At 68.9% G+C, this 26,838-nt stretch carries 17 protein-coding genes; 12 read left to right on the forward strand and 5 right to left on the reverse strand.

The window, feature by feature from the left end:
• Position 1: 1 nt before the first annotated feature.
• Positions 2–1,567: a hypothetical protein gene (locus B9Y64_RS08730; protein ID WP_100440346.1), complete on the forward strand. Its 1,566-nt coding sequence runs from the start codon at positions 2–4 to the stop codon at positions 1,565–1,567.
• On the opposite strand, the gene B9Y64_RS08735 is transcribed toward B9Y64_RS08730, so the two are convergent.
• Positions 1,564–3,663: a glycosyltransferase gene (locus tag B9Y64_RS08735; protein WP_100440347.1), complete on the reverse strand. Its 2,100-nt coding sequence runs from the start codon at positions 3,661–3,663 to the stop codon at positions 1,564–1,566. The genes B9Y64_RS08730 and B9Y64_RS08735 overlap by 4 nt on opposite strands.
• Positions 3,664–3,759: 96 nt before the next feature.
• Between B9Y64_RS08735 and mrcB the strand changes: the two genes are divergently transcribed.
• The 4 genes from mrcB to tsaB all read left to right on the forward strand — a co-directional run bounded on the left by mrcB (position 3,760) and on the right by tsaB (position 10,012).
• Positions 3,760–6,189 (forward strand): penicillin-binding protein 1B, encoded by a 2,430-nt coding sequence (gene mrcB, locus B9Y64_RS08740; RefSeq protein ID WP_100440348.1) that lies wholly within the window; start codon positions 3,760–3,762, stop codon positions 6,187–6,189.
• Complete coding sequence (locus B9Y64_RS08745; protein WP_100440349.1) at positions 6,186–6,722, forward strand: hypothetical protein; 537 nt, start codon at positions 6,186–6,188, stop codon at positions 6,720–6,722. Before mrcB ends, B9Y64_RS08745 begins: the two co-directional genes overlap by 4 nt.
• A gap of 518 nt (positions 6,723–7,240) precedes the next feature.
• On the forward strand, positions 7,241–9,289 hold the full coding sequence (locus B9Y64_RS08750; protein ID WP_100440699.1) for an ATP-dependent DNA helicase: 2,049 nt from the start codon (positions 7,241–7,243) through the stop codon (positions 9,287–9,289).
• A 9-nt stretch (positions 9,290–9,298) separates the two neighbouring features.
• Entirely contained in the window at positions 9,299–10,012 is a 714-nt protein-coding gene (gene tsaB / locus B9Y64_RS08755) for a tRNA (adenosine(37)-N6)-threonylcarbamoyltransferase complex dimerization subunit type 1 TsaB (RefSeq protein WP_100440350.1), read from the forward strand.
• A 503-nt stretch (positions 10,013–10,515) separates the two neighbouring features.
• On the opposite strand, the gene B9Y64_RS08760 is transcribed toward tsaB, so the two are convergent.
• Together B9Y64_RS08760 and gshB are read right to left on the reverse strand one after the other, a co-directional pair.
• On the reverse strand, positions 10,516–11,400 hold the full coding sequence (locus tag B9Y64_RS08760) for an energy transducer TonB family protein (RefSeq protein ID WP_100440351.1): 885 nt from the start codon (positions 11,398–11,400) through the stop codon (positions 10,516–10,518).
• Positions 11,400–12,347 carry a glutathione synthase gene (gene gshB, locus B9Y64_RS08765; protein WP_100440352.1) on the reverse strand — a complete coding sequence of 316 codons (948 nt, stop codon included), beginning with the start codon at positions 12,345–12,347 and terminating at the stop codon, positions 11,400–11,402. Before gshB ends, B9Y64_RS08760 begins: the two co-directional genes overlap by 1 nt.
• Before the next feature lie 240 nt (positions 12,348–12,587).
• On the opposite strand from gshB, the gene pilG reads away from it, so the two are divergent.
• The 7 genes from pilG to B9Y64_RS08800 all read left to right on the forward strand — a co-directional run bounded on the left by pilG (position 12,588) and on the right by B9Y64_RS08800 (position 24,592).
• Positions 12,588–12,989: a twitching motility response regulator PilG gene (pilG, locus tag B9Y64_RS08770; RefSeq protein ID WP_005418455.1), complete on the forward strand. Its 402-nt coding sequence runs from the start codon at positions 12,588–12,590 to the stop codon at positions 12,987–12,989.
• A gap of 18 nt (positions 12,990–13,007) precedes the next feature.
• Positions 13,008–13,370, forward strand: coding sequence for a response regulator (locus B9Y64_RS08775; RefSeq protein ID WP_100440353.1), 363 nt, complete (start codon positions 13,008–13,010; stop codon positions 13,368–13,370).
• Complete coding sequence (locus tag B9Y64_RS08780; protein ID WP_087923382.1) at positions 13,370–13,900, forward strand: chemotaxis protein CheW; 531 nt, start codon at positions 13,370–13,372, stop codon at positions 13,898–13,900. Before B9Y64_RS08775 ends, B9Y64_RS08780 begins: the two co-directional genes overlap by 1 nt.
• 41 nt (positions 13,901–13,941) lie before the next feature.
• Positions 13,942–15,978: a methyl-accepting chemotaxis protein gene (locus tag B9Y64_RS08785; RefSeq protein WP_100440354.1), complete on the forward strand. Its 2,037-nt coding sequence runs from the start codon at positions 13,942–13,944 to the stop codon at positions 15,976–15,978.
• 100 nt (positions 15,979–16,078) lie between these two features.
• Positions 16,079–22,807: an Hpt domain-containing protein gene (locus B9Y64_RS08790; RefSeq protein ID WP_100440355.1), complete on the forward strand. Its 6,729-nt coding sequence runs from the start codon at positions 16,079–16,081 to the stop codon at positions 22,805–22,807.
• On the forward strand, positions 22,794–24,131 hold the full coding sequence (locus tag B9Y64_RS08795) for a chemotaxis protein CheB (protein WP_100440356.1): 1,338 nt from the start codon (positions 22,794–22,796) through the stop codon (positions 24,129–24,131). The genes B9Y64_RS08790 and B9Y64_RS08795 overlap by 14 nt, the downstream gene beginning before the upstream one ends.
• A complete protein-coding gene (locus tag B9Y64_RS08800; protein WP_014648089.1) occupies positions 24,128–24,592 on the forward strand; it encodes a chemotaxis protein CheW in 465 nt (154 codons plus the stop codon). Before B9Y64_RS08795 ends, B9Y64_RS08800 begins: the two co-directional genes overlap by 4 nt.
• Before the next feature lie 122 nt (positions 24,593–24,714).
• Here B9Y64_RS08800 and B9Y64_RS08805 read toward each other — a convergent pair whose 3' ends face one another.
• Positions 24,715–25,452: a 16S rRNA (uracil(1498)-N(3))-methyltransferase gene (locus B9Y64_RS08805; protein WP_100440357.1), complete on the reverse strand. Its 738-nt coding sequence runs from the start codon at positions 25,450–25,452 to the stop codon at positions 24,715–24,717.
• Complete coding sequence (bioA, locus tag B9Y64_RS08810) at positions 25,443–26,834, reverse strand: adenosylmethionine--8-amino-7-oxononanoate transaminase (RefSeq protein ID WP_238379857.1); 1,392 nt, start codon at positions 26,832–26,834, stop codon at positions 25,443–25,445. The genes B9Y64_RS08805 and bioA overlap by 10 nt, the downstream gene beginning before the upstream one ends.
• Positions 26,835–26,838 lie beyond the last annotated feature (4 nt).

Raw genomic sequence — 26,838 nt, forward strand, 5'->3', positions numbered from 1 at the left:
CATGGAACGCGAGCCCCCGCATCGCCCGCATGGCGCTGAACATCCTGCGCTGGACCGCGTCCGTCGCGAGGGCCGTTGGTGGTGGCTGCAGGCGCGCCATGCGCGCCGGATCTGGCGCTGGGCGCTGCTTGCCGCGCTGGCCGTGTTCGTACTGCTGGTACTGCTGCGCAAGCCGCTGGCCGACTGGTTCTGGGACGAGCCGCAGATCGAACAGCTGCTGGCCGAGGGGGATCGTGCATTGGCCGCCGGTCGCCTGAGCGATGCCGATGGCAGTGGTGCGCGCGAGCGCTACCAGGCGGTGCTGGCGCTGGACGGTGATCGCCCGCAGGCGCGCCAGGGCCTGGCCAATACCGGCGCGGCAGCGCTGCAACAGGCGCGCGATCGCTTGCAGGCTGATGACCTGGACGGCAGCGCGCAGGCACTGGCATTGGCGCGTGAGCTGCAGGTGCCCCAGGGTGAAGCGGATGCGGTCGCCCGCCAGTTGCAGGCGCGGCGCAGTGCCGGAGCAGGTATTGGTGCGCTGTTGGCGCAGGCGCGCAACGCGTTCGCAGCCGGACGCCTGGATGACGGCGACAGTAGTGCGTTGCCCTTGTTCCAGCGCATCCTGGCCCTGCAGCCGGACAACCTGCCGGCGCTGGAAGGGCGGGAAGATGCACTGAGCGACCTGCTGCTGCAGGCGCGCACGCTGGCGGGGCGCGGAGCGCTGGCCGAGGCGGCCGCGATCCTGCGCCGTGCCCGTCAGTTCGATGCCGGCCATGCCGATCTGCCGGCCAGCGAGGAAGCCCTGGCCCGGGCGGTCGACCAGCGCTTGCGGCAGGCGCAGCGTGCGTTGCAGCGGCAGCAGCTGGAAACGGCGGCCAAGGGCTTCCTGGCGGTGCTGGCGGTGGCCGCCGACGATCCCAATGCCCAGCGCGGGCGTGAGCAGGCATTGCAGGCGGTGGTGGCGCGCAGCCAGAAATCCGCCGACGACTTCCAGTTCGATGCGGCGCAACGCGATGCGGCGCTGGCGGAGGAACTGGGGGCTGCGCAGGCAGTTCGGCAACAATTGGCGCAGCGCCTGCAGCGCGCGCAGCAGGCACAACGGGCGCTGCAGCAGCCCGCGGTCAGCACGGCGCAGCGCGAACGCCAGCTGCGCGACCACCTGCGCAAGATCGAGCGTGCCGAGCGTGCAGGGCAGTGGATCAGCCCACCGGGGCACAGCGCGTTCGACGCGCTGCGTGAAGCACAGTCACTGGCCCCTCGCGACGCGCGGGTAAAGGCCGCCGCCGCGCGCCTGCTGCCCGCCAGCCGCCGCTGCTTCGACGACAACCTGCGGCAGAACCGCGTACAGGCGGCAGGCGCCTGCCTGCAGGCCTGGCAGACCTTGTCACCGACTGCGGCCGGGCTGCCCTCGGCGCGGCTGCGGCTGGCCCAGCGCTGGCTGGCGATCGGCAGCGAACGGCTCGGCAACGGCGACCTGGCCTTTGCCGTGCATGCCGCCGAACAGGCACGGTTGCTGCAACCGGACCTGGCCGAACTGCCGGCGTTCGAAGACCGCCTGCGTCGCGCCGGTGGACGGGCGGACTAGGCGAAGAACACCCGCTGTACGGTCGCACGGGCGGCATCGAGCGAGAAATGTTCGGCGACGTTGGCCAGGCCAGCATCGGACAACTGCTGCCACAGCTGCGGATCCTGGTACAGGCGGATCACCGCATCGGCGAACCCGGCAGCGTCATCGGCCACCAGCACGTCCTGGCCGGGGTGCAGGTGCATGCCTTCCACGGCGCAGGTGGTACCGACCACCGGTTGGCCATGGGCCATGCTCAGGTTGATCTTGCCTTTCACTCCGGCGCCGAACCGCAGCGGCGCGATGGCAATGCGCGCGCCGTCCATGTAGGGCGTGATGTCTTCGACGAACCCGTGCATCTGCACGCCAGGCTGGCGCGCGGCCAGTGCCAGCAGCGATTCCGGTGCCGCAGCGCCGATGCAGTGCAGGCGCACCTCCGGCAGCCGGGCGCGGATGCGGGCGAACACCTCGCCGATGAACCATTCCATGCCATCCAGGTTCGGCGGATGGCGGAAGCCACCGACAAACACCAGATCGTGCCGTTGCTCGAATACGGCGCCGGCGCCGGCAACCTCGTGCAGGTTGGAGATCAGCTCCACCCGCACCCGCGGCGCATCGGCCTGCAGCTGCTCCCGTTCGGCCGCACTGACCAGCACGGTGATGTCGCACTGCTCCATCACCGCCAGTTCGCTGCTGCGGGTGCGTTCGGCTGCGCGCAGCAGGGTCGTGTCGCCGGCAACTTCGGCACCGCGGCGTTCGCGCAGGTAGTGCAGGTCGACGGTGTCAAACACGGTGCGTGCCTGCGGCGCATAGCGCTTGAGCAGCGGCAGGCACTCATGGGCGACATGGTGGCGCACCAGCATCGCCACGTCGAAACGCGACCCCTGGCTGCGCAGCCAGCTGGCCACGCCGTCCAGGAAGGGGGCGTACCAGACTTCCACGCCCATCCGTTGCAGCGCTTCGGTTGCCGCACCGGCATGCTCGCGCCGGGTCGGTACGAACACCACATGGGCACCGCCCTGCAGCAGCAGGCGGATCAGGTTGACCTGGCGCAGCGACCCGGAATCGCGATCCGGCTGCGGTACTTCCTCGTCCAGGATCAGCACCTGGCGCCGGCCGCGCAGCAGCAGTGCCGGAGACGGTACTTCGCCAACCCGCGGATGGCGGGCGAGCTCGGTGGCCCAGCGAGCGGCGAAGATGGCCTGGTTGCGCACCTGGTAGGCCTTCACGCCGCTGCCGGTGTCGGTGCCGTTGCTGGTGCCTTCGTCGTGGATCACCCGGCTGGCCGGCTGCACCAGTACGCGCAGGCCCTGTGCACGCACGCGGAAGGCCAGGTCGGTGTCCTCGTAGTACGCGGGCTTGTAGCGGGCATCGAAGCCGTCCAGCTGCTGCCAGAGGGCGCGTGACAGCATCAGCGCCGCACCCGAGCAGTAGTCGACGTCGCGCAGGCTGGCAAAACGTGGGTCGTCAGCGGCCTCGAAGCGGCCATAGCTCCAGCCGCTGCCATCGGCGAAGATCACCCCGCCCGATTCCTGCAGGCGGCCATCCGGGTACAGCAGCTGGCTGCCGACCAGGCCGGCGCCGGGCACGCTGCCGAAGGTGTCCAGCAGGGCATCGAGCCAGCCCGGCTGCGGCACCGTATCGTTGTTGAGCAGCACGACGTAGCGGCCACGTGCACGCGATACACCATCATTGCAGGCTTCAATGAAGCCGCCGTTGTGCTCGCGCACTTCATAGCGCAACCCCGCCACCTGCGGCATCCACTGCACGGTGGCGTCGCTGCTGCCGTCATCCACCACCAGGATCTCGCACGCGGCTGCGGGCGGGTGTGCCGCCAGGGCGCGCAGGCAGGCCAGGGTGTGGTCGGCGTGGTTGTAGACCGGGATGACGATGCTCACCTCCGGCGACTCGCTGAACGGCACCGTGAAGGGGGCGAAATCCTGGGCTGGCGGCAGGAACAGCGGCGTGCGCGGTGCGGGAACGGCGCGCTGGGCATGCACGCGGATGCGCTGCCAGGTGGCCCGCCACCCACGGGTGCGCAGGCTTGCCAGGCTCCGGCGGGCCAGGCCCGACAGGCGGTTGATCAGGTAACGGATCTCGGCCAGGGACATCGCCATCCGGTTGCAACTCCAGCTTAAGCAGGGGAACCCGGGAGAATCCGCCAGCCGCAGCGGCTGGGGTAGACTCGCCAGACCCTACATTCTCGCATTCCCGTGCCCCGACGCTACGATTCCGACGACATCGACGATTTCGACGACGACGACCAGCAGGACAGCGGTCCGCTGTGGCGGCGCCGGCTGATCACCTGGAGCATGGCTGCGGTCGCGTTGGGATTGGGTTTCCTCATTCCCTATACGCTGTACCTGAACCAGCAGGTGACGCAGCGTTTCGGCGAGCTGCGCTGGCAGATCCCGACGCGCGTGTACGCCCGCCCGCTGGTGCTGACCCCCGGCAAGGCGATGGACGCGTCTACGCTGAAGACCGAACTGGCCGCCTCTGCCTACCGCGATGACGGCCAGGGCAAGGAGCCGGCCACCTATGCGGTGAACGGCGGTCGCTTTGTCATCTCCAGCCGCGGCTACAGCGACGTCGATGGCCGGGTCGCCCCGCGCCGGGTCGAGCTGTCGCTGGCCGATGGCGGCGTGGCCTCGCTGCGCGACGCCGACAACCGCAAGGCGCTGAAGGCTGCGCGGCTGGATCCGGCGCGCATCGCGACCTTGTACGGCCAGAAGCAGGAAGAACGCCGCCTGATCCGCATGGACGAGGCGCCGGACCTGCTGGTGACCGGCCTGCAGGCAGTGGAGGACAAGGACTTCAACCGCCATCACGGCATCGACCTGTCCGGCATCGCGCGCGCTGTGTGGGTGACGATCCGTTCCGGTGGCCAGAGCCGCCAGGGTGCTTCGACGCTGACCCAGCAGCTGGCCCGCAGCGGCCTGCTCGGCATCGGCAAGGAACAGACGGTCACCCGCAAGTTCAATGAGGTGCTGTACGCGCTGATCATGGAAGCGCGCTACGACAAGCGCACCATTTTCGAGGCCTATCTCAACCAGGTGTACCTGGGCCAGCGCGGCAGCCAGGCGATCCATGGCATGTCGTCCGGCGCCGAGTTCTGGTTCGGGCGTGACCTGCAGTCGCTGGAGACCGAGCAGATCGCCTTGCTGATCGGCCTGGTCAAGGGGCCGTCCTTCTACGACCCGCGGCGCAACCCGGAACGCGCGCTGGATCGCCGCAACTTCGTGCTGGGCAAGCTGCACGAGGCCACGCTGATCGACGATGCCGAGTACCAGCGCGCGCTGAAGGCACCGCTGGGCGTGCCCAAGACGCCGGGCCTGGTGGCCGCCAACCGCTTCCCCGCCTACGTTGACCTGGTCCGCCGCCAGCTCGGCCATGACTATCCGGAATCGGCGCTGCAGGGCGCGGGCCTGAGCGTGATGACCGGCATGTCGCCGTCCGCGCAGGCCTATGCCGAAGGCGCGGTGACCCGCACCATCAAGTCCCTGGAAAGCCAGCGTCGCCCTGAACTGCAGGCCGGCATGGTGCTGACCGACGTGCACAACGGCGACGTGCTGGCGGTGATCGGCAGCCGTGAGGTGTCCGAGGTCGGCTTCAATCGAGCGATCGAGGCGCAGCGCCCGGTGGGTTCGCTGCTCAAGCCGTTCGTGTACCTGCTGGCCCTGGCGCAGCCGGACCGCTACTCGCTGGCCAGCTGGGTCGATGATTCACCGGTGACGGTGCAGCTCGGCCGCGGCCGCAACTGGAGCCCCGGCAATGCGGACAACCGCAGCCACGGCACGGTGCGCCTGATCGACGCGCTGGCGCATTCCTACAACCAGGCCACGGTGCGCGTGGGCATGCAGGTCGGCCCCGAGCGTGTGACCCAGTTGATCCACGTGCTGGCCGGCATCAAGGCCGAGGCCAACCCGGCGGTGATCCTCGGCTCGACCGACCAGAGCCCGTACGCGATGGCGCAGCTGTACCAGTTCCTGGCGTCCGGTGGCGAGATCCAGCCGCTGCACGCGGTGCGTGGCGTGCTCGATCCGCAGGGCAAGCTGCTCAAGCGATACGACAAGACCCCGGCGCCGGCACAGGAAGGCGATTCGATTGCCGCCAACCTGATCAGTGTCGGCCTGCAGCAGGTGGTCGCCAGCGGTACCGCGCAGCGGCTCAATGCCGATGGCCTTGGCCGCCTGCAGCCAGCCGGCAAGACCGGCACCACCAATGATGGCCGTGACAGCTGGTATGCCGGCTACACCGGCGATCATCTGGCGGTGATCTGGATCGGCAACGATCAGAACGAGCAGGCCGGCCTGTATGGCGCCACCGGCGCGATGCGGGTCTGGTCGGGCATCTTCCAGCGCCTGCCGAGTGCGCCGCTGCGGGTCAGCAACAAGGGCCTGGACTGGCAGTCGGTGGCTTCCACCGGTCTCAACAGCACCGATGAAGGCTGCCCCGGCGCGCGTCGTTTCCCGTTCGTGGTGGGCTATGCGCCGGCCTATGCGCCGTGTGCGCCGGCCGCGTCGCCGGAGGGGCAGGGCGAGGCCGAAGGCGAGGGCGGTGGCTGGCGCAGCTGGTTCGGCCTGGACCGCAAGCCGGAAGCACCTGCCGAACCTGCCGCCCCCCCTCCTTCCCCAAGCCGATGATGCCGATGAACATGCGAACCCTGCTGCAGCCCCTGGCCCTGACCGGCCTCAGCCTGGTCCTGGCCGCCTGCGTGAGCAGCGCGCCGCCGGTGGTCAAGCCGGTCGACACCACCACGCCGGCGCAGCGGCTGGCTGCGGTGGATGCCGCAGCGGGTCCGGACGACAAGGAACTGTCGGTGCAGCCGCTGCGTGATTCGCAGGTGGAGGATCTGCGGCTGACCGCACAGGCGCAGCGCCAGGCGAACGATCTGGCCGGTGCCGCCAGCAGCCTGGACCATGCGCTGGAAATCGTGGCTGGTGACCCGGCGGTGCTGCAGGAACGCGCCGAACTGGCCTTGCTGCAGGGGCAGTGGGCCCAGGCGGAGACGTTCGCGCGCAAGGCCGTGGATCTGGGCTCGAAGACCGGGCCGCTGTGCCGCCGCCACTGGGCGACGATCGAGCAGTCGCGCCTGGCGCGGGGCGAGAAGGAGAATGCGGTGTCGGCGCATGCGCAGCTGGAAGGCTGCACGGTGCCGGGGATCAAGCGGTACTGAATTTCCAGCCAACGGCGCAGCCCCTCGTGGCTGGCTGCTTGGCCGCTTAAGGCAAAAGCCGCGCTTGGCTGGGCGGGGTGGGTTCGCGGGGGACGCCGTGAACCCATCCTTGGGGGCTTGGCCGCGGCATCCATGCCGCGGACACCCCCGCGAACCCACCCCGCCCGGCCTCTGACAGTTTCCGTGTGCGTCCAGCCACGGAAGAGAAAAAGAAAATCAAAAGCGGGTCGCGCGCTGCGCGCACTCGCCGTGGGGTCGGATCCGTTTTCCGCAGGAAAACGGCTCCGACCCCTTCTTGTTTCCGTTCTACCCACCGCTTCTGAATCCAGTCGAGCAAGCTCGACGCTACGCCGCGCGTCCATCCGTCACCGGGAAACTGTCGAAGGCGTGTCCTGCCTGCCCTGCCGGCCCGCCCAGCACGTAGAAACCCAGAGCCGTGAACAACGCCGTTGCCGTTGCTGGTGCTCCGGCTTGAAACGGGTGCCGGGCAGCGCCCGGCCGGGTATCCTTTCCGTCTGATGTCCGACCTTGTCCATGCCAGCCGCGAAGCCCTCAGCGACGGCGGCGCGCTCGCCTCGCACCTGGATGCCTTTGTCCCGCGTCCGGCGCAGCTGCACCTGACCGAAGCCATCGCCGATTCGCTGCAGCAGCGAGACCTGCTGCTGGCCGAGGCCGGTACCGGCACCGGCAAGACCTTTGCCTATCTGGTGCCGGTGTTGCTGTCCGGGTTGCGCACCATCATCTCCACCGGTACCCGGGCGCTGCAGGACCAGCTCTACCACCGCGATCTGCCGCGCGTGCGCCAGGCGCTGGGCGTCGGCCTGCGCAGTGCGCTGCTGAAGGGGCGCGCGAACTACCTGTGCCGCTATCGCCTGCAGCAGGCGCGGGGCGAGCCGCGGTTTTCCAGCCCCGAACAGGCCGCGCAGTTCCAGCGCATCCTGGCCTGGTCCGGCCGCTCGGAGTTCGGTGACATCGCTGAGCTGGACGGCCTGGCTGATGATTCGCCGTTGCTGCCGATGGTCACCTCCACCGTCGACAACTGCCTGGGTACCGACTGCCCGTTCTGGGATGACTGCTTCGTGGTGCGTGCGCGGCAACGCGCACAGGCCGCCGATGTGGTGGTGGTCAACCATCACCTGCTGCTGGCCGATCTGGCGCTGAAGCAGGATGGTTTCGGTGAGTTGCTGCCGGGGGCGCAGGCCTTTGTCATCGACGAGGCACACCAGCTGCCCGAGTTGGCTGCGCAGTTCTTCGGCGAAGGCTTCGGCATGCGCCCCTGGCAGGAACTGGGCCGCGACTGCCTGGCCGAAGCGCGCGGTGTAGGCGGCGCGCAGTCGGTTCTGCAGGAGCCGGTCGACCAGTTGCAACAGGCATTGCTTGCGTTGCGTTCGGCGATGGAAGGGCTGCCCCCGCGAGGTACGCAGTGGCGTGCGCTGGCCATGCCGCAGGTCCGCGACGGTTTCGATACGGTGCTGGCCGGCCTGGTGGCGTTGGAGCAGGCATTGCAGCCGCTGCGCGAAGCGGCGGCGGGCCTGGATGCCTGCCATGCACGGGCGCGCGAGGCGGTGTCGCGGCTGCAGCGCTGGCTGGGTGATGATGAGCCCACCCTCGATTTCGATACCGATCCGGCGGACAACGCCCGTGCCGCCGATGTGCTCTGGTACGAGCTCACGCCGCGTGGTTTCCGCTGCCAGCGCACGCCGATGGATGTGTCCGGCCCGCTGCGCGAGCATCGCGAGCGCAGTCGCGCGGCCTGGATCTTCACCTCGGCCACGCTGACCGTCGGCGGCGGCTTCGACCACATCGCCACCCGCCTGGGCCTGGACGATCCGCACACGCTGGTGCAGCCGAGTCCGTTCAACTGGCCCGAGCAGGCATTGTGCTACCTGCCCGAAGGCCTGCCCGATCCGGCGGCGCGTGGATTCGGCACCGCGCTGATCCAGACCCTGCGGCCGGTGTTGCAGGCTTCGCAGGGCAGGGCATTCCTGTTGTTCGCCTCGCACCGTGCATTGCGTGAGGCCGCCGAGGCACTGCGCGACGGGCCGTGGCCGTTGTTCGTGCAGGGCGAGGCGCCGCGCGCGACGCTGCTGCAGCGTTTCCGTGAATCGGGCAATGGCGTGCTGCTGGGCTCGGCCAGTTTCCGCGAGGGCGTGGACGTGGTCGGCGAAGCGCTGAGCGTGGTGATGATCGACAAGCTGCCGTTCGCGGCGCCGGACGATCCGGTGTACGAGGCACGGCTGGAGGCGATCCGCAGCCAGGGCGGCAATCCGTTCCGCGACGAACAGTTGCCGCAGGCGGTGATCGCACTGAAGCAGGGCGTTGGCCGCCTGATCCGCAGCGAAAGCGACCGGGGCGTGCTGGTACTGTGCGACCCGCGCCTGCTCAACCGGGGCTATGGGCGGGTCTTCCTGGAGTCGCTGCCGCCGTTCCGGCGCACCCGCAGCCTGGCCGATGTGCAGGCCTTCTTTACGCCACAATGGGGGCCCGTGGCCGATGATGCGGCCGACCCGGCTGCTGTTGCGCCGGGCCCGGAGCCTGCTCCCGGTGCCACGCTCCCCCTGTTCTGACCTGATCCGATGAAACTGCTCGCCTTTGAAACCGCCACCGAAGCCTGCTCCGTTGCCCTGCATGTCGATGGGCAGGTGCTGGAACGATTCGAGATTGCGCCGCGCCGGCACGCCGAACTGAGCCTGCCGTGGGCTGAGGCGCTGCTGGCCGACGCCGGCATCAGCCGTCGTCAGCTCGATGGCATCGCGCTCAGTCGCGGCCCGGGTGCGTTCACCGGCGTGCGCCTGGCCATTGCCATCGCCCAGGGCATCGCACTGGCGCTGGACCGCCCGCTGCTGCCGGTCTCGACGCTGCAGGTGCTGGCGCTGCGGGCACCGGCCGAGGAAACGCAGATCCTGTCGGCGATCGATGCGCGGATGGGCGAGCTGTATGTCGCACGCTTCGAACGTGTGGACGGCCTGCCCGTCGCGCGCGATGCCGAGCGCGTGTGCGCGCCCTCCGCGGTGGTGGTGCCGGAAGGACTGCCGGCCTACGGCGTCGGCACCGGTTTCGCCGCAGCCGAAGGTGCGCTGGTGGCGCAGCTCGGTGCAGGCCTGCGCGGCTTTGACGCGACGGCATTGCCACGCGCGTCGGACGTATTGGCACTGGCGGTACCAGCATTCGCGCGCGGTGAGGCCATCGCGCCGGAGAAGGTCGAGCCGGCCTACCTGCGCGACAACGTGGCATTGACCCTGGTCGAGCAGCAGGCGGCGCGCGAGGCGAAGGCGAAGGCCAACGGCTGAGCCCCTCGTGGCGGGGTTGGTTGATCGCGTAAATCAAAAGCCGTGGTTTGGCCGGGCGGGTGGGCTGCGCAGGGGACGCTGCAAGTACGTCCCTGTAAGCTCGGTCGCCGCATCCATGCGGCTCACGCCCCTGCGCAGCCCACCCGCCCGGCCTCTGACAGTTTCCGTGTGCGTCCGCCACGGAAAATCAAAAAAGAAAATCAAAATCAAAAGCGGATCGCTTCGCTCGCATCCGCGCGTGGCGTGGATGTGTGTCGACCAAGGTCGACACCTACCAACAGCCGATGATGCGCCGCGATTTATCAGAGGTGGGGCGGTGTGGGCTTGCAGGACCGTTGGCGCCATGGATGGCGCCATCGAGCCCCCAAGGACGGGTTTACGGCGTGTCCTGCAAGCCCATACCGCCCCGCCAGGTCCAGCATCCCCGCCGCCGCTTCTGCTGTTGCTTCGGCTGTGGCCGTTGCCTCTGCGGGTTCCGGGCCGCAGGCCCGGGCACCAGAACCCTACCGGTCGTCGTGCAGGGTGCCGCCTGGCAGGAACACCCAGGTACGGGTGACCTGCAGGATGTCGATCTCGTCCTCGGTCTTCGGCAACGGCGGGAACGGCTGTGCCAGCTTCACCACCCGCAGCGCCGCCTCATCCAGCAACGGCGTTCCGCTCGAGCGCAGGATCCGGCTGCTCTCCACGCTGCCGTCGCGGCGCACGCCCACGCTGATCACCACCTGGCCGCCGAGCCGGCGCTGCCGGGCCTCGTCCGGGTAGTTCAGGTTGCCTACGCGCTCGGCGCGGTCGACCCAGGCACGCAGGTAATTGGCATAGGCATATTCGCGCGTGCTGGCCGACACGAACTTGCGGTTCGGGCGCTTGGCGTACTGCGCCGAGCGCAGATGCACTTCAGCAGCCAGCCGCGCCATCTCCACATCGCGCTGCTCGCGCGCGCTCAGCGGTGCATCCGGCTCCGGCTGTTCCGGCGTTGGCCGGGACTGTGCCTGCGCCACGGTGTCCTCTCCGTTGCGGCTGCTGACCACCCGTGCCTGCGGCGGCGGAACCGGCGCGGCCGATTGCTGCTGCTGCGCAACCGGGCTGAGCCCGGACTGCGCCTGCGGCACGATGCCGGCCTGGTTGTCGCGCGGCCGCTGTGCGCGGTCGTGCTCGCCACCGCCTTCCTGGCTGGCGGCGGCAAGGAAATCAGCCTGCTTGGGCGTCAGTGCGGTGCGGGTCTGGCTGAAGATCACTTCCAGCGTCGGCACCAGCGGTGCATCACCCTTCACGGCGAAGCCCACGCCCAGGATCAGCAGGGCGTGGACCAGCACCGACAGTGCGATGGTCGCCCCCAGCCGTTGCGCTTCGCGCGGCGGCGGTGGCAGGACGGCAGGTGCGGCCGCCATCAGCGCAGGCCGGCCTCGAGCGCGTCGAACAGGGTGCCGGCAATGTTCAGGCCGTACTGCGCGTCCAGCTCGCGCACGCAGGTCGGGCTGGTCACGTTGACCTCGGTCAGGTAATCGCCGATCACGTCCAGGCCGACGAAACGCATGCCGCGTCGCTTCATCTCCGGTCCGACCTGGGCGGCGATCCAGCGGTCACGCTCGCTCAGCGGGCGGCCTTCGCCACGGCCGCCGGCCGCGAGGTTGCCACGGAACTCGTCACCCTGCGGGATGCGCGCCAGGCAGTAGTCGACCGGTTCGCCGTCGACCAGCAGGATGCGCTTGTCACCGGCCGTGATGTCGGGGATGAACTTCTGGGCCAGCGCCAGCTTGCGGCCGCCGTCGGTCAGGGTTTCCAGGATCACGTTCAGGTTCGGATCGCCCTGGCCGCTGCGGAAGATCGAGCGGCCACCCATGCCGTCCAGCGGCTTCAGCACGGCCTGGCCGTGTTCCAGGGCGAAGGCCTTCAGTGCCTTGGCATCGCGGCTGACCAGGGTCGGTGGGCAGCACTGCGGGAACAGCAGGGCGGCCAGCTTCTCGTTGTAGTCGCGCAGGCCCTGCGGGTTGTTGACCACGCAGGCACCGGCAGCGGCAGCCACGTCCAGCACCTGGGTGTCGTACAGGTACTCGGCGTCGACCGGCGGGTCCTTGCGCATCAGCACGATCTGGCCGGGACCGAACTCGGTACGGCTGAACGTACCCAGCTCATACCAGCCGGCCGGGTCGTCGCGCACCTGCATCGGGGCGGTCTGGGCCACCGCCACGCCACCTTCCAGGGCCAGTCCGCCCGGCCGCACGTAGTGCAGGGCATGGCCGCGGCGCTGGGCTTCCAGCAGCATGGCGAAGGTGGTGTCCTTGGCGATCTTGATGTGGGCGATGGGGTCCATCACCACGATGACGTTCAACGGCATGGGCGCACCTGTCAGGCAAGGCGTTGATGGTAGCGGCAACGCTGGCCGCGCGCCTCCCCGCCGTACTGCAACGCAGCGTCCGCCTGCCGGCAGCGCAGTCATTGCGAACCCGGTCACGTTCAGCCGGGCGCCACCCCCTGCGCGGTGGGCCGGCCTTGAAGCGGGCGCGGAAAGTGCGATATAGATACGCTTTCGCAGCGGCTCCCGCCAGAGATTGGGCCGTGCGCTTGGGGATAGGCAATGACTGAAAACACGACTGCGGGCGGGGAACTCGCAGGACTCCGGGTGATGGTCATCGATGATTCGAAGACCATCCGCAGGACTGCGGAAACGCTGCTCAAGCGCGAAGGCTGCGAGGTGGTCACCGCCACCGACGGCTTTGAAGCGCTTGCCAAGATCGCAGACCAGCAACCGCAGATCATCTTCGTCGACATCATGATGCCGCGCCTGGATGGCTACCAGACCTGCGCGCTGATCAAGGGCAACCAGCTGTTCAAGGCGACCCCGGTGATCATGCTGTCATCCAAGGATGGCCTGTTCGACAAGGCGCGGGGGCGCATCGTCGGCTCGGAGCAATACCTGACCAAGCCTTTCACGCGCGAAGAACTGCTGGGTGCCATCCGCACATACGTCAACGCCTGACCAGGGGGGAAAGGCACAATGGCTCGTATCGTCCTGATCGAGGATTCACCGACCGACCGCGCGGTGTTCACCCAGTGGCTGCGCCGTGCCGGCCACGAGGTGCTGGAAGCGGACAACGCCGAGGATGGCCTGCAGCTGGTCCGCGACCAGGTGCCGCAGCTGGTGCTGATGGACGTGGTCCTGCCCGGCATGAGCGGTTTCCAGGCCACCCGTGCAATGGCCCGTGATGCGTCGATCAAGCACATCCCGGTGATCATCGTCAGCACCAAAGCGATGGAAACCGACAAGGCCTGGGGCCTGCGCCAGGGCGCAGCCGATTACATCGTCAAGCCGCCGCGCGAGGATGAACTGATCGCGCGGATCAACGAACTGGTGGCCTGATGCGCTCGCCCTTCGACATCCTTGAAGCCTACGAACGGCGCAGCCTGGCCCACGCGGTGCAGCTGCCCGGGCGGCAGTTTGCCCAGGACCTGTGGCGTGGCGTGGGTTTCCGCGTCGGCCAGCGCCGGCTGGTGTCCGATTTCCGCGAAGTGGTGGAAATCGTGCCGATGCCGCCGGTAACCCCGGTGCCCTGCGCACAGCCCTGGCTGCTGGGCGTGGGCAACCTGCGCGGCAACCTGTTCCCGGTGGTCGACCTGAAGTACTTCCTGGAAGGCACGCGCACCGTGCAGCAGGAAGGCCAGCGCGTGCTGATCATGCGCCAGGCCGGCGGCGACGTCGCACTGACCATCGATGAACTGTTCGGCCAGCGCAGCTTCGAGCTGGACCAGCAGATCGAAGCTGGCACGTTGGCCGAAGGCCGTTACGGCCATTTCGTCGACCGTGCCTTCCATGCCGACGGCCATGACTGGGGCGTGTTCTCGCTCTCGCTGCTGTCGCGCACCCCTGAATTCCGGCAAGCCGCGGCCTGAGGCCGGGCATCGCCCCCTGCATTGAAGATCGAGGTTGAACGATGAGTACTGCTTCGGACGCCACCAAGACCGGAAAGCTGCGGCTGGGCGGCAGCAACCTCTGGCTGTTCCTGCTGCTGGCATCGATGATCCTGTTCGGCGTCAACACCGGCGTCGCTACCTGGCAGGGCAGCCGCCTTGCCGACGCCGGCTCCAAGGCTGCCGACCTGCAGGTACTGTCGCAGCAGCTGGCCAACCAGGGACGTGATGCGGTCGGCGGCAACGCCCAGGCCTTCACCGCCTTCAAGGCCACCCGCAACGCGATCGAACAGAACGTGTCGACGCTGCAGGGCCGCTATGGCAAGGAGCCCGGCGTGTCCGGTGCCATCGCGACCCTGGGCGAGACCTGGGCACCGTTGGGCAAGCAGGCCGGGCAGCTGGTGGCCAGCGAGCCGGCCGTGCTGGCGCTGGCCGGCAACGCGAACAACTTCACCGGCGCGGTGCCGGGCCTGCAGGCCCAGCTGAACGAGCTGGTGCGCGCGATGTCCGCCTCCGGCGCACCGTCGTCGCAGGTGTACAGCGCGCTGCAGCAGGTCGTGGTGGCCGGTTCGATGGCCCGCCGCGTGACCGAGATGCGTGCCGGTGGCAGCGCCGCGGCAACCGCCGGCGATGCGCTGGCGCGTGACATCACCGTGTTCTCGCAGGTGCTCGATGGCCTGCGCAACGGCAACGAGGAACTGGGCATCACCGCCGTGCGCGGTGCCGCCGCCGTGGCCGCCCTGGAACAGTCGCAGCAGAAGTGGGAAGCGATGAAGCAGGACGCCGACGCGATCCTGGCCAGCTCGCGCCAGCTGTTCGCGGCGCAGTCGGCGGCCACCGCGCTGGGCCAGGGTTCGGCACACATGCTGGACGACAGCCGCAAGCTGTTCGACGCGTTCTCCTCGTTCGGTTCGGTATCCGACACCCGCCTGTTCCCGAACTTCTGGATTGGCGTGGTGTCCGGTGCGCTGTCGCTGATCGCGATCATCGGCTTCGTCTCCACCAACGTGCGCAGCCGCTCGCGCGAGCAGGAACTGCGTTACCAGACCCAGGTGGAATTCAACAGCCGCAACCAGCAGGCGATCATGCGGCTGCTGGACGAAATCTCCTCGCTCGGTGAGGGCGACCTGACGGTGAAGGCCTCGGTGACCGAGGACATGACCGGCGCGATCGCGGACGCAATCAACTACGCGGTCGACGAGCTGCGCCACCTGGTGACCACCATCAACGACACCTCGGCCAAGGTCGCGATGTCCACCCAGGAAACGCAGGCCACCGCCATGCAGCTGGCAGAGGCGGCGGGTCACCAGGCCAACCAGATCACCTCGGCCTCGGACCGCATCGGCGAAATCGCGGCGAGCATCGAGCAGGTATCGCGCAACTCGGCCGAGTCGGCCGACGTGGCACAGCGTTCGGTGGTGATCGCCGCCGAAGGTGCCGGCGTGGTGCGCGAGACCATCCAGGGCATGGACCAGATCCGTGACCAGATCCAGGAAACCTCCAAGCGCATCAAGCGCCTGGGCGAGTCGTCGCAGGAAATCGGATCGATCGTGGAACTGATCAACGACATTTCCGAGCAGACCAACATCCTGGCGTTGAACGCGGCGGTGCAGGCTGCGTCGGCCGGTGAAGCGGGCCGCGGTTTCGCGGTCGTGGCCGACGAAGTGCAGCGCCTGGCAGAACGTACCTCGGGTGCGACCCGACGCATCGAGAACCTGGTCCAGGCCATTCAGGCCGACACCAACGAAGCGGTCACCTCGATGGAGCAGACCACTGCCGAAGTGGTGTCCGGTGCGCGCCTGGCCGAGGACGCCGGTACCGCGCTGACCGAGATCGAACGCGTGTCCAACGCCCTGAACACCCTCATCAAGAACATCTCCATCGCCGCCCAGCAGCAGTCCGCCGCCGCCTCCGACATCACCCGCACCATGGGCGTGATCCGGCAGATCACCGGCCAGACCTCGCAGGGTGCCGGGCAGACCGCAGAGTCGATCGGCCACCTCGCGCAGCTGGCGGCGGACCTGCGCCGTTCGGTCGCCGACTTCAAGCTGCCGGCGTGACGCGGGCAGGGCGGCGAGCAAGGAACCAGTCGATGAAGCATTTCCATTCCCCACGCCAGAACTCGCGCGGCCACCGCGCGGCGGCGAACGGAGCGCGTCCATGAGCAGTCTGCGCGATGCGATGAGCCACGCAGCGCTGGGCTGGGTCAAGCCCGAGCTGGACGAGACCCTGCGCCAGGTGCGCAACGAGGTCGAGTACTACGCGGAAGACCCGACCGATGCCAGCCGCATGCGCATCTGCGCCGGCTACCTGCACCAGGTGCAGGGCACCCTGCGCATGGTCGAACTGTATGCGCCGGCGATGGTGGCCGAAGAGCTGGAGCAGCTGGCCAACGCCATCGGCGCCGGCCGCGTGGCCGACCGTGATGAAGCCTGCGCGACCCTGATGCGTGGCAGCGTGCTGCTGCCTGACTATCTGGAACGCCTGCAGAACGGCCATCGCGACATTCCGATCGTGCTGATGCCGCTGCTCAACGAGATCCGTGCGTCGCGCGGCGAAGAAGGCGTCAATGACAGCGTGCTGCTGGCCTTCGCGCCGGACAGTGTCACCGCCACCGAAGCCGAGCTGGACCATGCCCGTGGCAGCCTGAGCGGGCGCAACCGCGAGCTGCTCGACACGGTCGGCAACGCGGTGAAGGAAGAACTGCTGCGCATCAAGGATGCGCTTGACCTGCACCTGCGCACCGGTGGTGCGCCGGAACAGCTGCAGACCCAGGCCAACGAGCTCGGCGCCGTGGCCGACACGCTGGGCATGATGGGGCTGGGCGTGGCCCGTGGCGTGGTCGTGCAGCAGCGCGACGCGCTGCGTGGCGTGGTCGAGGGCCGGCAGCAGATCGACGAGAACCTGCTGCTGGATATTGCCGGTGCGCTGCTGTACGTCGATGCCTCGCTGGATGACCAGGTCGCCCATCTGGGTGCCGGCGGCAGTGGCGAGGACGATCCGAGCGCGGTCGAGAACCGGCGCACGGTGGAGGTGCTGGCGCATGAAGCCATCGCCAACTTCGCCGCCGCCCGCGAGCATTTCGTCGCCTTCATCGAAACCAGCTGGAACCATGCCGAGCTGCAGGATGTGCCGCGCCTGCTGGGCGACGTGTCCGGCGCGCTGCGCATGCTCGACCTGGGCACCGCCGCCGATTACCTGCGTGGCGTGCAGCAGTACATCGAGGCTGAACTGATCGGCCGCCAGCGCGTGCCCAGCGGCCGCCAGCTGGACACCCTGGCCGATGCCATGGCCAGCCTGGAGTACTACCTGGAAGCCCTGCGCGACCGCCGCCCGGGCCGCGAAGACATCCTCGAAATCACCCGCAGCAGCCTCGAGGCACTGCGCTACTGGCCGCTGCCCGAACGCACTGCTGCCGCGCCGGAAGCACCGGTACTGCTGCCGGTCGAACGCGAGCCGGTTGCGCTGCAGGCCGAGCCGCTGCAGCCGGAGCGCATCGAGGTTCCGGTGCAGCCTGCGGCGCCCGCTGCCGGCGACGTGCCGGTGCCGCTGCCGGACTTCATCTTCGACCCGCCGCCGGCCACACCGGCGCCGATGGCGTCCGACAACCACCGGGTGTTCGGCGTACCGGGTGCTGCGGCAGCCGTGGCCGCCAGTACCGGTGATACCGGCGCTTCGCCATTGCCGACGCACGATGATGCGGAGGCCTCGCTGGTCTTCGCGGCGTCCAGCGCGCCTGCGCCGGATGTCCCGCAGTGGGAGCTGGCGCCGTTCCATCCGGAGGGCGACGTCGTCGCGCCTGCCGACGACGAGCGCAGCCCGACCTTCGCCAGTTTCGATCCGGTCAGCTTCGAGCTGGCTGACGGGGGGCACGCCGGTGCACCGCAGTGGTCGCTGTCCGAGGCGCCGCAGGTAGCGGTGGAAACCGCAGCGCCTGCCATCGACGAGACGACGGATGCGTTGGTCGCCTCCGCAACCGCTTTCGATGCTGCGCCGGCGTTCGATCCGGTGGCGGCCGAACAGGATGCGGCTGCCGTGGCCGACGACGTGGTGTTCCGCTTCGACGCCGACGCACTGGACAACGCTGACGACGTGCTGTCGCTGCATGCGATGGAAACGCTGTCGCTGGATGATGACGCCGGGTTGCATCCGTCGCTGGAGATGGTCGACGCCGTAGCCCCGCCGCTGGCTGATGCATCACCCGCAGCGCGGGTCGAGATGGATGAAACCCCGGCGGGTGACCTGCCGGAATCGTCGATCACGCCGCCACTGATCGATGCGCCGGCTCCGGCGGCGGAAACGTCCGCACCGGCCGTGTCGGTGATCGATATCGACACCATCGCGCCGATTGATTTCAGCGAGGCCGATGCCCAGTTCTTCGCCGAGCTGAGTGCGGCCGCTGCCGGCTTCAATCCGCAGGCGATGGCCGCTGCAGCGGCGCCGGAAGCGGCGGTTGCGGCCGACGCCGGCACCGACACCTCTGCCGGCTTCGACGCCGGCTTCGACGACGATGCCGAGAACATCGACGAGGACATCCGCGAGGTGTTCCTGGAAGAGTTCGACGACGAGCTGGCCAATCTCGGCACGCTGCTGCCAGCGTGGCGCATGCAGCCGGACAACATGGACCGGCTGCGCCCGATCCGGCGCATCTTCCATACCCTCAAGGGCAGTGGCCGCCTGGTCGGCGCACGCACCCTGGGTGAGTTCGCGTGGAAGATCGAAGGCATGCTCAACCGCGTGCTGGACGGCAGCCGCGCCGCATCCCCCGCAGTGCTGGCGATGGTCGACAACGCGCATGCGGCGCTGCCGCAGCTGAACGCGGCGCTGCGCCACGGCCAGCGCATCAGCGTCGACCTGCAGGCCATGCAGGCCATCGCCGATCGTGTCGGTGCAGGCGAGGAAACCTACTACGTGCCACTGCCGGCGGCCCCTGCACCGGTCGTACCGGTGGCCGAAGCCGACGGCGAAGACGAGGTCAGCCGCATTCTCGACGCGGAAGCTGCCGCGTCGGCGCTGGCCGACGCCGCCGTGGAGGCCGAAGCCGCCGGCACGCCGGCCAACATCGACAGCGTGCTGCGCGAGATCCTCGAAGCCGAGGTGGAAGTCCATCAGGCCACCCTGCAGGACTGGCTGCGTTCGGCACAGCAGGCACCACAGCCGGTCAGCGATGCACTGCTGCGCGCGGTGCACACCATGAACGGCGCCTTCGCGATGACCGAAGTGCCCGAGATCACGGCTGTGACCGGTGGTGCCGAGTCCTACATCAAGCGTGCACTGGCCGCCGAGGTGGTGCCGGGTGATGAAGGCGTGGCCGCCCTGGATGCGACTGCGCAGGCGATCACCGCCACCATGCAAGCGCTGCAGGCCGAACAGCCGCGCATCGCGCCGCAACAGGTACTGGCACAGCGCCTGCAGGCGCTGGCCGGCGAGTTGCCGGAAGCGCGCTGGCCGATGGTGGGCCTGGAAGACGACGAGGACGATCTGGTGCTGGACGACGAACCGGCGGCCGAACCGGGCGCGGAAGCATCGACAACCGCCGCGGTTGAAGCCGATGCTGTGCCGCTTTCGTTTGCCGCACCGGAACAGGAAGCGGAGGCACCGGCCGATAGGGCGGAAGCCGCGGTCGCCGATGGGGCGATCGAGGCCGGGCTGGAGGTCGGTGAGCTGACCGCCAGCGACGACCTATCGCGCTACTTCGATGCCGGATGGCCGTCCGTACCGGGTGAGGGCGGGGCGTCGCTGCCGGTGGTCGAATCGATCCAGGTGGCCGACGATGTTCCGGACGTTGCTGCAGACCGCGCCGAGGCGGAGGCCGAAGGCGTACCGCTGTTGTCCGACGATGATGGGTTGACCGTCGCGGACGATCTGTCGCCGTACCTGGACGCCAGTGCGCTGCCGGTCGACGACCGCGACGCCGAAGAGATTCCCGCAACTGCCGAAGCCGGCGCATCTGACCTGAATGCGTCCTCGTCCGATCACGCGCACGACGCTGACGCGGTGGCGTTCGAGTCGCCTGCTGCACTGCCACTCGACAGCGGGCTGTCGAGCCTGCAGGATGAAATGGCTGCGCCGGGGTTTGCAGAACCGGTCTCGCTGGAAGCCGCGCTCGAGGCCGGCCTGCACGTGATCGACGAAGAGCAGCCCCTGGCCGACGACGGGCAATGGCCCGTGCTCGGCCTGCAGGCCAGCGAACTCGCGCCGGGCGAGGCGGAAGCCTTTGCCGAGGATGCGGACGTCGGCGGGGAGGCGGCGATCGGTGAAGGAGAGAGCGCCGATCAGCCGTCCCCGGCGACGGTGAACGAGGAGATCGCGGAGACCGCAGCGCCGGCCACCGCCGAACCGGTGCGCTTCTTCGAACTGGAGGACGCACCGGGCCAGGCGGATGTCCACGCCGAAGCCGCCGGCCTCGATGGGGTTGCCGTGCCGGATGCCGTGGCAGCCGACGCGCCTGAAGCCGGCGTGCCTGAGCCCGTGGCACCTGAAGTACCTGCCATGCCGGTGCTGGAAGACAGCGCCGATACGCTCGACTTCAGCATCTACGATCGCGAGCTGGTCGACATCTTCGTCGAGGAAGGCAAGGACCTGCTCGACCATTGCGATGGCCTGATCAGCGAGCTGCGCGATGCACCGCAGGATCGCGAGGTGCTGGCTGGCCTGCAGCGTGACCTGCACACCCTGAAGGGTGGCGCACGCATGGCCGGCATCAACGCCATCGGCGATCTCGGCCACAGCATCGAATCGTTGCTGGAAGCCGTCGCCGCCGGTCGCACCGAGATTGAACGCCGCGATGTGCAGTTGCTGGAGCGCGGATTCGATCGCCTGCACCAGCTGTTGACCCGCACCGGTGACCACCGCGTGGTGGAACCGGCGCAGGATCTGGTCGACGCATTCGAAGTGCGTACCACCACCGATATCGCTGCGGCTGCGGCGGCTGCCGCAGCGGCAGCCAACGGGGCGAGCGTCGCAGAAACCGCTTCTGCGCCGGTCGCCAGCCCGGCACCGGCAGTGCTCGATGCGCCGTTGTCGGCACCTCTGCCGGCCGAAGGCGTGGTCGATGAAGATCCGCTGGCACGCCCGCAGCAGGAACAGGTGCGCGTGCGCGCGGATCTGCTCGACCGCCTGGTCAACCATGCTGGTGAAGTGGCGATCTACCGTTCGCGCCTGGAACAGCAGCTCGGCGCCTTCCGTGGCGCGATGGGCGAACTGGAGCGCACCAATGCGCGACTGCGCGACCAGCTGCGCCGCCTCGACCTGGAAACCGAAGCGCAGATCGTTGCCCGCTACCAGCGTGAGCAGGACCAGGCCGATCAGAAGTTCGATCCGCTGGAGCTGGACCGCTTCTCCACGCTGCAGCAGCTCAGTCGTGCGCTGAACGAGTCGGCAGCCGATCTCGGGGGCCTGCAGGGCGTGCTGGACGATCTGTCGCGCCAGTACGATTCGCTGCTGCAACAGCAGTCGCGCGTCAGCTCCGAGCTGCAGGACGGCCTGATGCGCGCGCGCATGGTGCCGTTCGATGGCCTGGTGCCGCGCCTGCGCCGCGTGGTCCGCCAGTCCGGCATGGATACCGGCAAGCAGGTGCACCTGACCCTGGAAGGCACCCACGGCGAACTGGACCGCAACGTTCTCGACCGCATGGTCGCGCCGCTGGAGCACATGCTGCGCAATTCCGTGGCCCATGGCCTGGAAGCACCGGAACAGCGTCGCGCCGCTGGCAAGCCGGAAGAGGGCGAAGTCGCCATCCGCCTGCACCGTGAAGGCTCGGAAATCGTGCTGGAAGTGGCCGATGACGGTGCCGGCCTGGACCGTGAAGCGATCCGTCGCCGCGCCATCGACCGTGGCCTGTTGGCCGCCGATGCACAGCCGAACGAGCAGGAACTGGACAACCTGATCTTCGCCTCCGGTTTCTCCACCGCCGACCAGGTCAGCCAGCTGGCGGGCCGCGGCGTGGGCATGGACGTGGTGCGCAACGAAGTGCGCCAGCTCGGCGGCTCGGTCGACATCCAGTCGGTGCGTGGCCAGGGCGTGCGCTTCACCCTGCGCCTGCCGCAGACGCTGGCCGTCACCCAGGCGGTGTTCGTGCAGATCGGCGAAACCACCTTCGCCGTGCCGGTGGCCTCGGTCAGTGGTATCGGCCGCCTGTCGCGTGAACGTTTCGAGGCCGCCGACAGCAGTTACCGCTACAGCGGCGAAGACTATCCGCTGTATGACCTCGGCAGCCTGGTCGGGCAGGCGCCGGCGCGCGCCGATGGCCAGGACCAGGTGCCGCTGCTGCTGGTCCGTGCCGGTGACCTGCGCGCTGCAGTGGCGATCGACCAGGTGCTGGGCAACCGCGAAATCGTGGTCAAGCCGGTCGGCCTGCAGATCGCATCGGTACCGGGCATCTACGGTGCCACCATCACCGGCGATGGTCGCGTGGTGGTGATCCTGGACGTCGCGCCGCTGGTGCGCCGCTTCCTGGCCAATCCGACGGCACCGGTGCTGGCCAATGCGCCACGCGATGAACGCCAGGTGCCGCTGGTGATGGTGGTGGACGACTCGCTGACCATGCGCAAGGTGACCGGCCGCATTCTTGAACGCCACAACTTCGAAGTCAGTGTCGCCCGCGATGGCGTGGAAGCACTGGAGCGACTGGAAGAGCGCGTACCGGACCTGATGCTGCTGGACATCGAGATGCCGCGCATGGACGGCTACGAGCTGGCCACGGCGATGCGTGCCGACCCGCGCTACAGGGATGTGCCGATCGTGATGATCACCTCGCGCAGCGGCGACAAGCACCGCCAGCGCGCCTTCGAGATCGGTGTCCAGCGCTATCTGGGCAAGCCGTACCAGGAACTGGACCTGATGCGTAACGTGTACGACCTGCTGGGGATCGCCCGTGTCCGTGAGTGAAACCCATCCGGCCCCGGCCGTCGCCCTGCTGGCCCGCCCTGGTGCGGCGCGCGAACGCCTGCGCGAGGCGCTGTCGCATGCAGATGTGCAGCTGGTCCTGGAAGATGATCCGAACGGCCTGGAACCACAGGTCCTGCAGGCCGCCGATCCGCGGTTCGTGGTGATCGCGCTGGAAGCCGCCATCGAGGACGCACTGGAACGGCTGGAAGCCGTGCTCTCGGCACCGGGGCTGACCCTGGTGTTCGATGAGGCCGAGCTGGCCGCGCGCCGCGACGGCTGGGAGGCGCAGCGTTGGGGGCGCCATCTGGCCGCCAAGTTGCACGGCCACCAGCAGGTGTTGCCGCCGGGTGCTGAAGAAGAGCCCGGCTTGCAGCTGGAACCCGGCCATCCGGCGCCGGCGCCGGTGCCGCAGGAAGAAGCCCTGCAGCCGCACCTGGAGCAGGCGCTGAGCTGGGCCGATGACGTTCCGGCCGACGGCCTGTATTCGCCGCCCGCACACCTGCACGAACCGATCGCACTGGAGCAGGCCCTGGCGGCGCTGCAGCCGGTGGTGCCCGAACCTCTGGATCCGCCTTCGCCGCCGCAAGCGCGGGCCGAGCCGGTGGCGCCTGCGGCACCGCCGATCTCCTTCGATCACACCGCCTGGTCGCTGGTCGAGGAATCGAGCGAGGCGCCGGCACCGGCAGAAGCAGTGGTGCCTGTCTCCGCGGCGCAGCCCTCCTTCGATACCGATCACTTGAGCCTGGTCGATCTGGATGCCGCCGCCCCGGTCGGTGCGCGGGCCGCATCGCTGCTGGTGCTGGCCGGCATCGGTGGGCCGGATGCATTGCGTCGCCTGCTCGGCGCACTGCCCGCGTCGTTGAGCGTGCCGGTACTGGTGCACATGCGCCTGGACGGTGGCCGCTACGGCAACCTGGTCAAGCAGATGTCGCGCGTTTCGCCATTGCCGGTGCAGCTGGCCGAGGCCGGCCAGTGCGCCGTGCCGGGCGAGGTCCACGTGCTGGCCGATGATATCGGCGTGCGCGCGGCCGGCGATGGCCTGCATTTCCAGGGCGATGCCAATGGTATTTCGCTCGATTCACTACCGGCCGAGCACACCGCGCTGGTGCTGCTCAGCGGTGCCGACCTGGCCCACGTCGGGCCGGCGCTGGACCTGGCGGCCGCCGGTGCATGGGTGGCCGGGCAGGTGGGCGAGGGCTGCTATGACCCGGCTGCGGCCACTGCCGTGGTCGCTGCCGGCATGGTGGCCGGTGAACCGCAGGAACTGGCGCAGGCGATCGCCGCGCGCTGGGGTGAGCAGGACGACAACGGAGAGGCACCATGAGCTACGCCAGCAATGACGAAATCCGCGGCGTCCTGATCCAGGCCGGCAACGAGCGCGTACTGCTGCCCAATGCCACCGTGGCCGAAATGATGTCGCGCGTGCCGGTGCAGCCGGTCTCCGATGCGCCGCGCTGGCTGGTTGGCGAAATCGGCTGGCATGGCTGGCAGGTGCCGCTGGTGTCGTTCGCACGCCTTTCGGGGCTGGGCGAAGAGACGGTGGCCGGCCACAACAAGGTGGTGGTGCTGAAGTCCCTCAGCGGCAACGCACAGCGCCCGTACTACGCGCTGCTGACGCAGAACTTTCCGCAGCTGATCTCGGTGCCACGCGATGGCCTGCTGGCTGACGCCTCCGAAGAAACCCTGCCGCAGATCGTGCACATGCGCGTGCTGCTGGGCGAGCAGAGCGCGCTGCTGCCGAACCTGGACGCACTGGAAGCGGCACTGGATTCGCTGGCGGCCTGACCCCAGCCGGAAGGCCGCCGAGCATGGGCTCGGCTTTACAGGTTGCAACGCAGGTCAGGATTCCCGTAGCGCCCGAGCCGATGCTCGGGCGGCGGCGCACCGCGCCGGGACGTCGCCGGGCCTTACCCCAGATCGCCCAACCGCGCCTGCAACGCCGCGATCGCGGCCAGTCCGGCGGTTTCCGTGCGCAGGATCCGTGGGCCCAGCTGCAATCCCTGGAATCCTGCCGCTGCCAGTTGGTCGCGGTCGCGCGGTGACCAGCCCCCTTCCGGGCCGATCGCGATCACGATGCCGCCCGCAGGAGCGACGTCCAGCGTCGACAGGCGATGCGCCCCCTGCGGGTCCAGGGTCAGCCGCAGCGTCTGCGCCGGCAGTGTCGCCGCAGCCTGCGCCAGCGACAGTGGCGATCCCACCTGCGGAATGCGCGCCCGCCCGGACTGGCCGCAGGCCGACGTCACCACGTTGTTCCAGTGCGCCACGCGCTTCCCGGCACGTGCCGCATCCAGCTTCACCTCGGTGCGCTCGGCGTTGACCGGAATGATCGCCGCCACACCCAGCTCCGTGGCCTTCTGCAGGATCAGGTCCATCTTCTCGCCGCGGGCGATGCCCTGCAGCAGGGTGATCGCCAGCGGCGATTCGTTGCCGACGGCCGCCACCGCGTCGATGCGCACCTGCACCTCGCGCTTGCCGGCCACGGTCAGCGTCGCGCTGTAGTCATGGCCGTCGCCGTTGAACAGCACGCAGGTGTCCCCCTCGCGCAGGCGCATCACCCGCACCAGATGGTTGGCGGTTTCTTCCGGCAGGGTCAGGGTCTGGCCGCTGTGCAGCGCCAGGTCGATGGGGCAGCGGGTCACGCGCATGCAATCGCCTCGTCGATGGCCGCCAGCGTGGTATGTGCCAGCAGCTCCAGTTGTTCGTCATCCACGCAGTAGGGTGGCATCCAGTACAGCACGTCGCCCAGCGGGCGCAGCACCACGCCGCGCCTGAGCGCGGCCTTGTAGGCGTGCAGGCCCAGCCGCAGGCCCGGGTCGAACGGCGTGCGCCTGTTGCCGTCGCGCGACAGCTCGAAGGCCACCACCATGCCGGCCTGGCGCACGTCAGCCACGTGCGGATGGTCGGCAAATGGCGCCGCCAGCGTCCCCATCACCGAGGCGATGCCTCGATTGCGGGCGATCACATCGTCGTCGCGGAAGATGTCCAGTGTCGCCAGCGCCGCCGCGCAGGCCAGCGGGTTGCCGGTGTAACTGTGCGAATGCAGGAAGGCGCGCTCGCGCGAGTCGTCAAGGAAGGCGTCGTACAGCGCCTGCGTGGCCAGCACTGCGGCCAGCGGCAGGAAGCCGCCGGTCAGGCCCTTGGACAGGCACATCAGGTCCGGCATCACCCCGGCCTGCTCGCAGGCGAACAGCGTTCCGGTGCGGCCGAATCCGGTGGCGATCTCGTCGGCGATCATGAACGCGCCATGGGCATCGCACAGTTCGCGCACGCGCTGCAGGTAGACCGGGTCATGCATGCGCATGCCGCCGGCACACTGCAGGCGCGGTTCCAGGATCACCGCGCAGATCTCGCCCGGGTGCTGGTCGAACAGCGTGGCCAGGCCATCGGCCGCCTGCCGCGCGCGATCGGCCGCGCTCTGGCCCGGTTCGGCCAGATAGGCATCGGGCGACGGTGCGAACAGGCCTTCGGCCAGCAGCGGCGCATAGACGCGGCGGTACAGCGGGATGTCACCCAGCGCCAGCGCCCCCAGGGTTTCGCCGTGGTAGCCGTTCTCCAGCGCGATGAAGCGCGTGCGCTGGGGCTCTCCGCGATTCTGGAAATACTGGAAGGCCATCTTCAGCGCCACTTCCACGCCGGCTGAACCATTGTCGGCATAGAACACCTTGGCCAGCGGTGCACGGCCGGCCTGGCGTGGCGCCAGTGCCAGCAGGCGTTCTGCCAGGGTGATCGCCGGCTCGTGGCCGAAACCGGCGAGCATCACCTGTTCCAGCTGCCCGGCCTGGGCAGCGATGGCGCCACCGATGCGCGGTTCGGCGTGGCCGAACAGGTTGGTCCACCAGCTGCTGACCGCGTCCAGATAGCGGTTGCCGTCGTGGTCGATCAGCCACGCGCCTTCGCCACGGGCAATCGGCACCAGCGGCAGGGTGTCCGGATGCTCACGCATCTGGGTGCACGGGTGCCACAGCACCTGCAGGTCGCGCTGCCGCCAGTGGCGGGCCAGCGGGGAGGGGGTTGGGTCTGCTAGCATTTCG

Origin of the sequence: Stenotrophomonas maltophilia (genome assembly GCF_002799245.1) — a bacterium.
GTDB lineage: Bacteria > Pseudomonadota > Gammaproteobacteria > Xanthomonadales > Xanthomonadaceae > Stenotrophomonas > Stenotrophomonas maltophilia_S.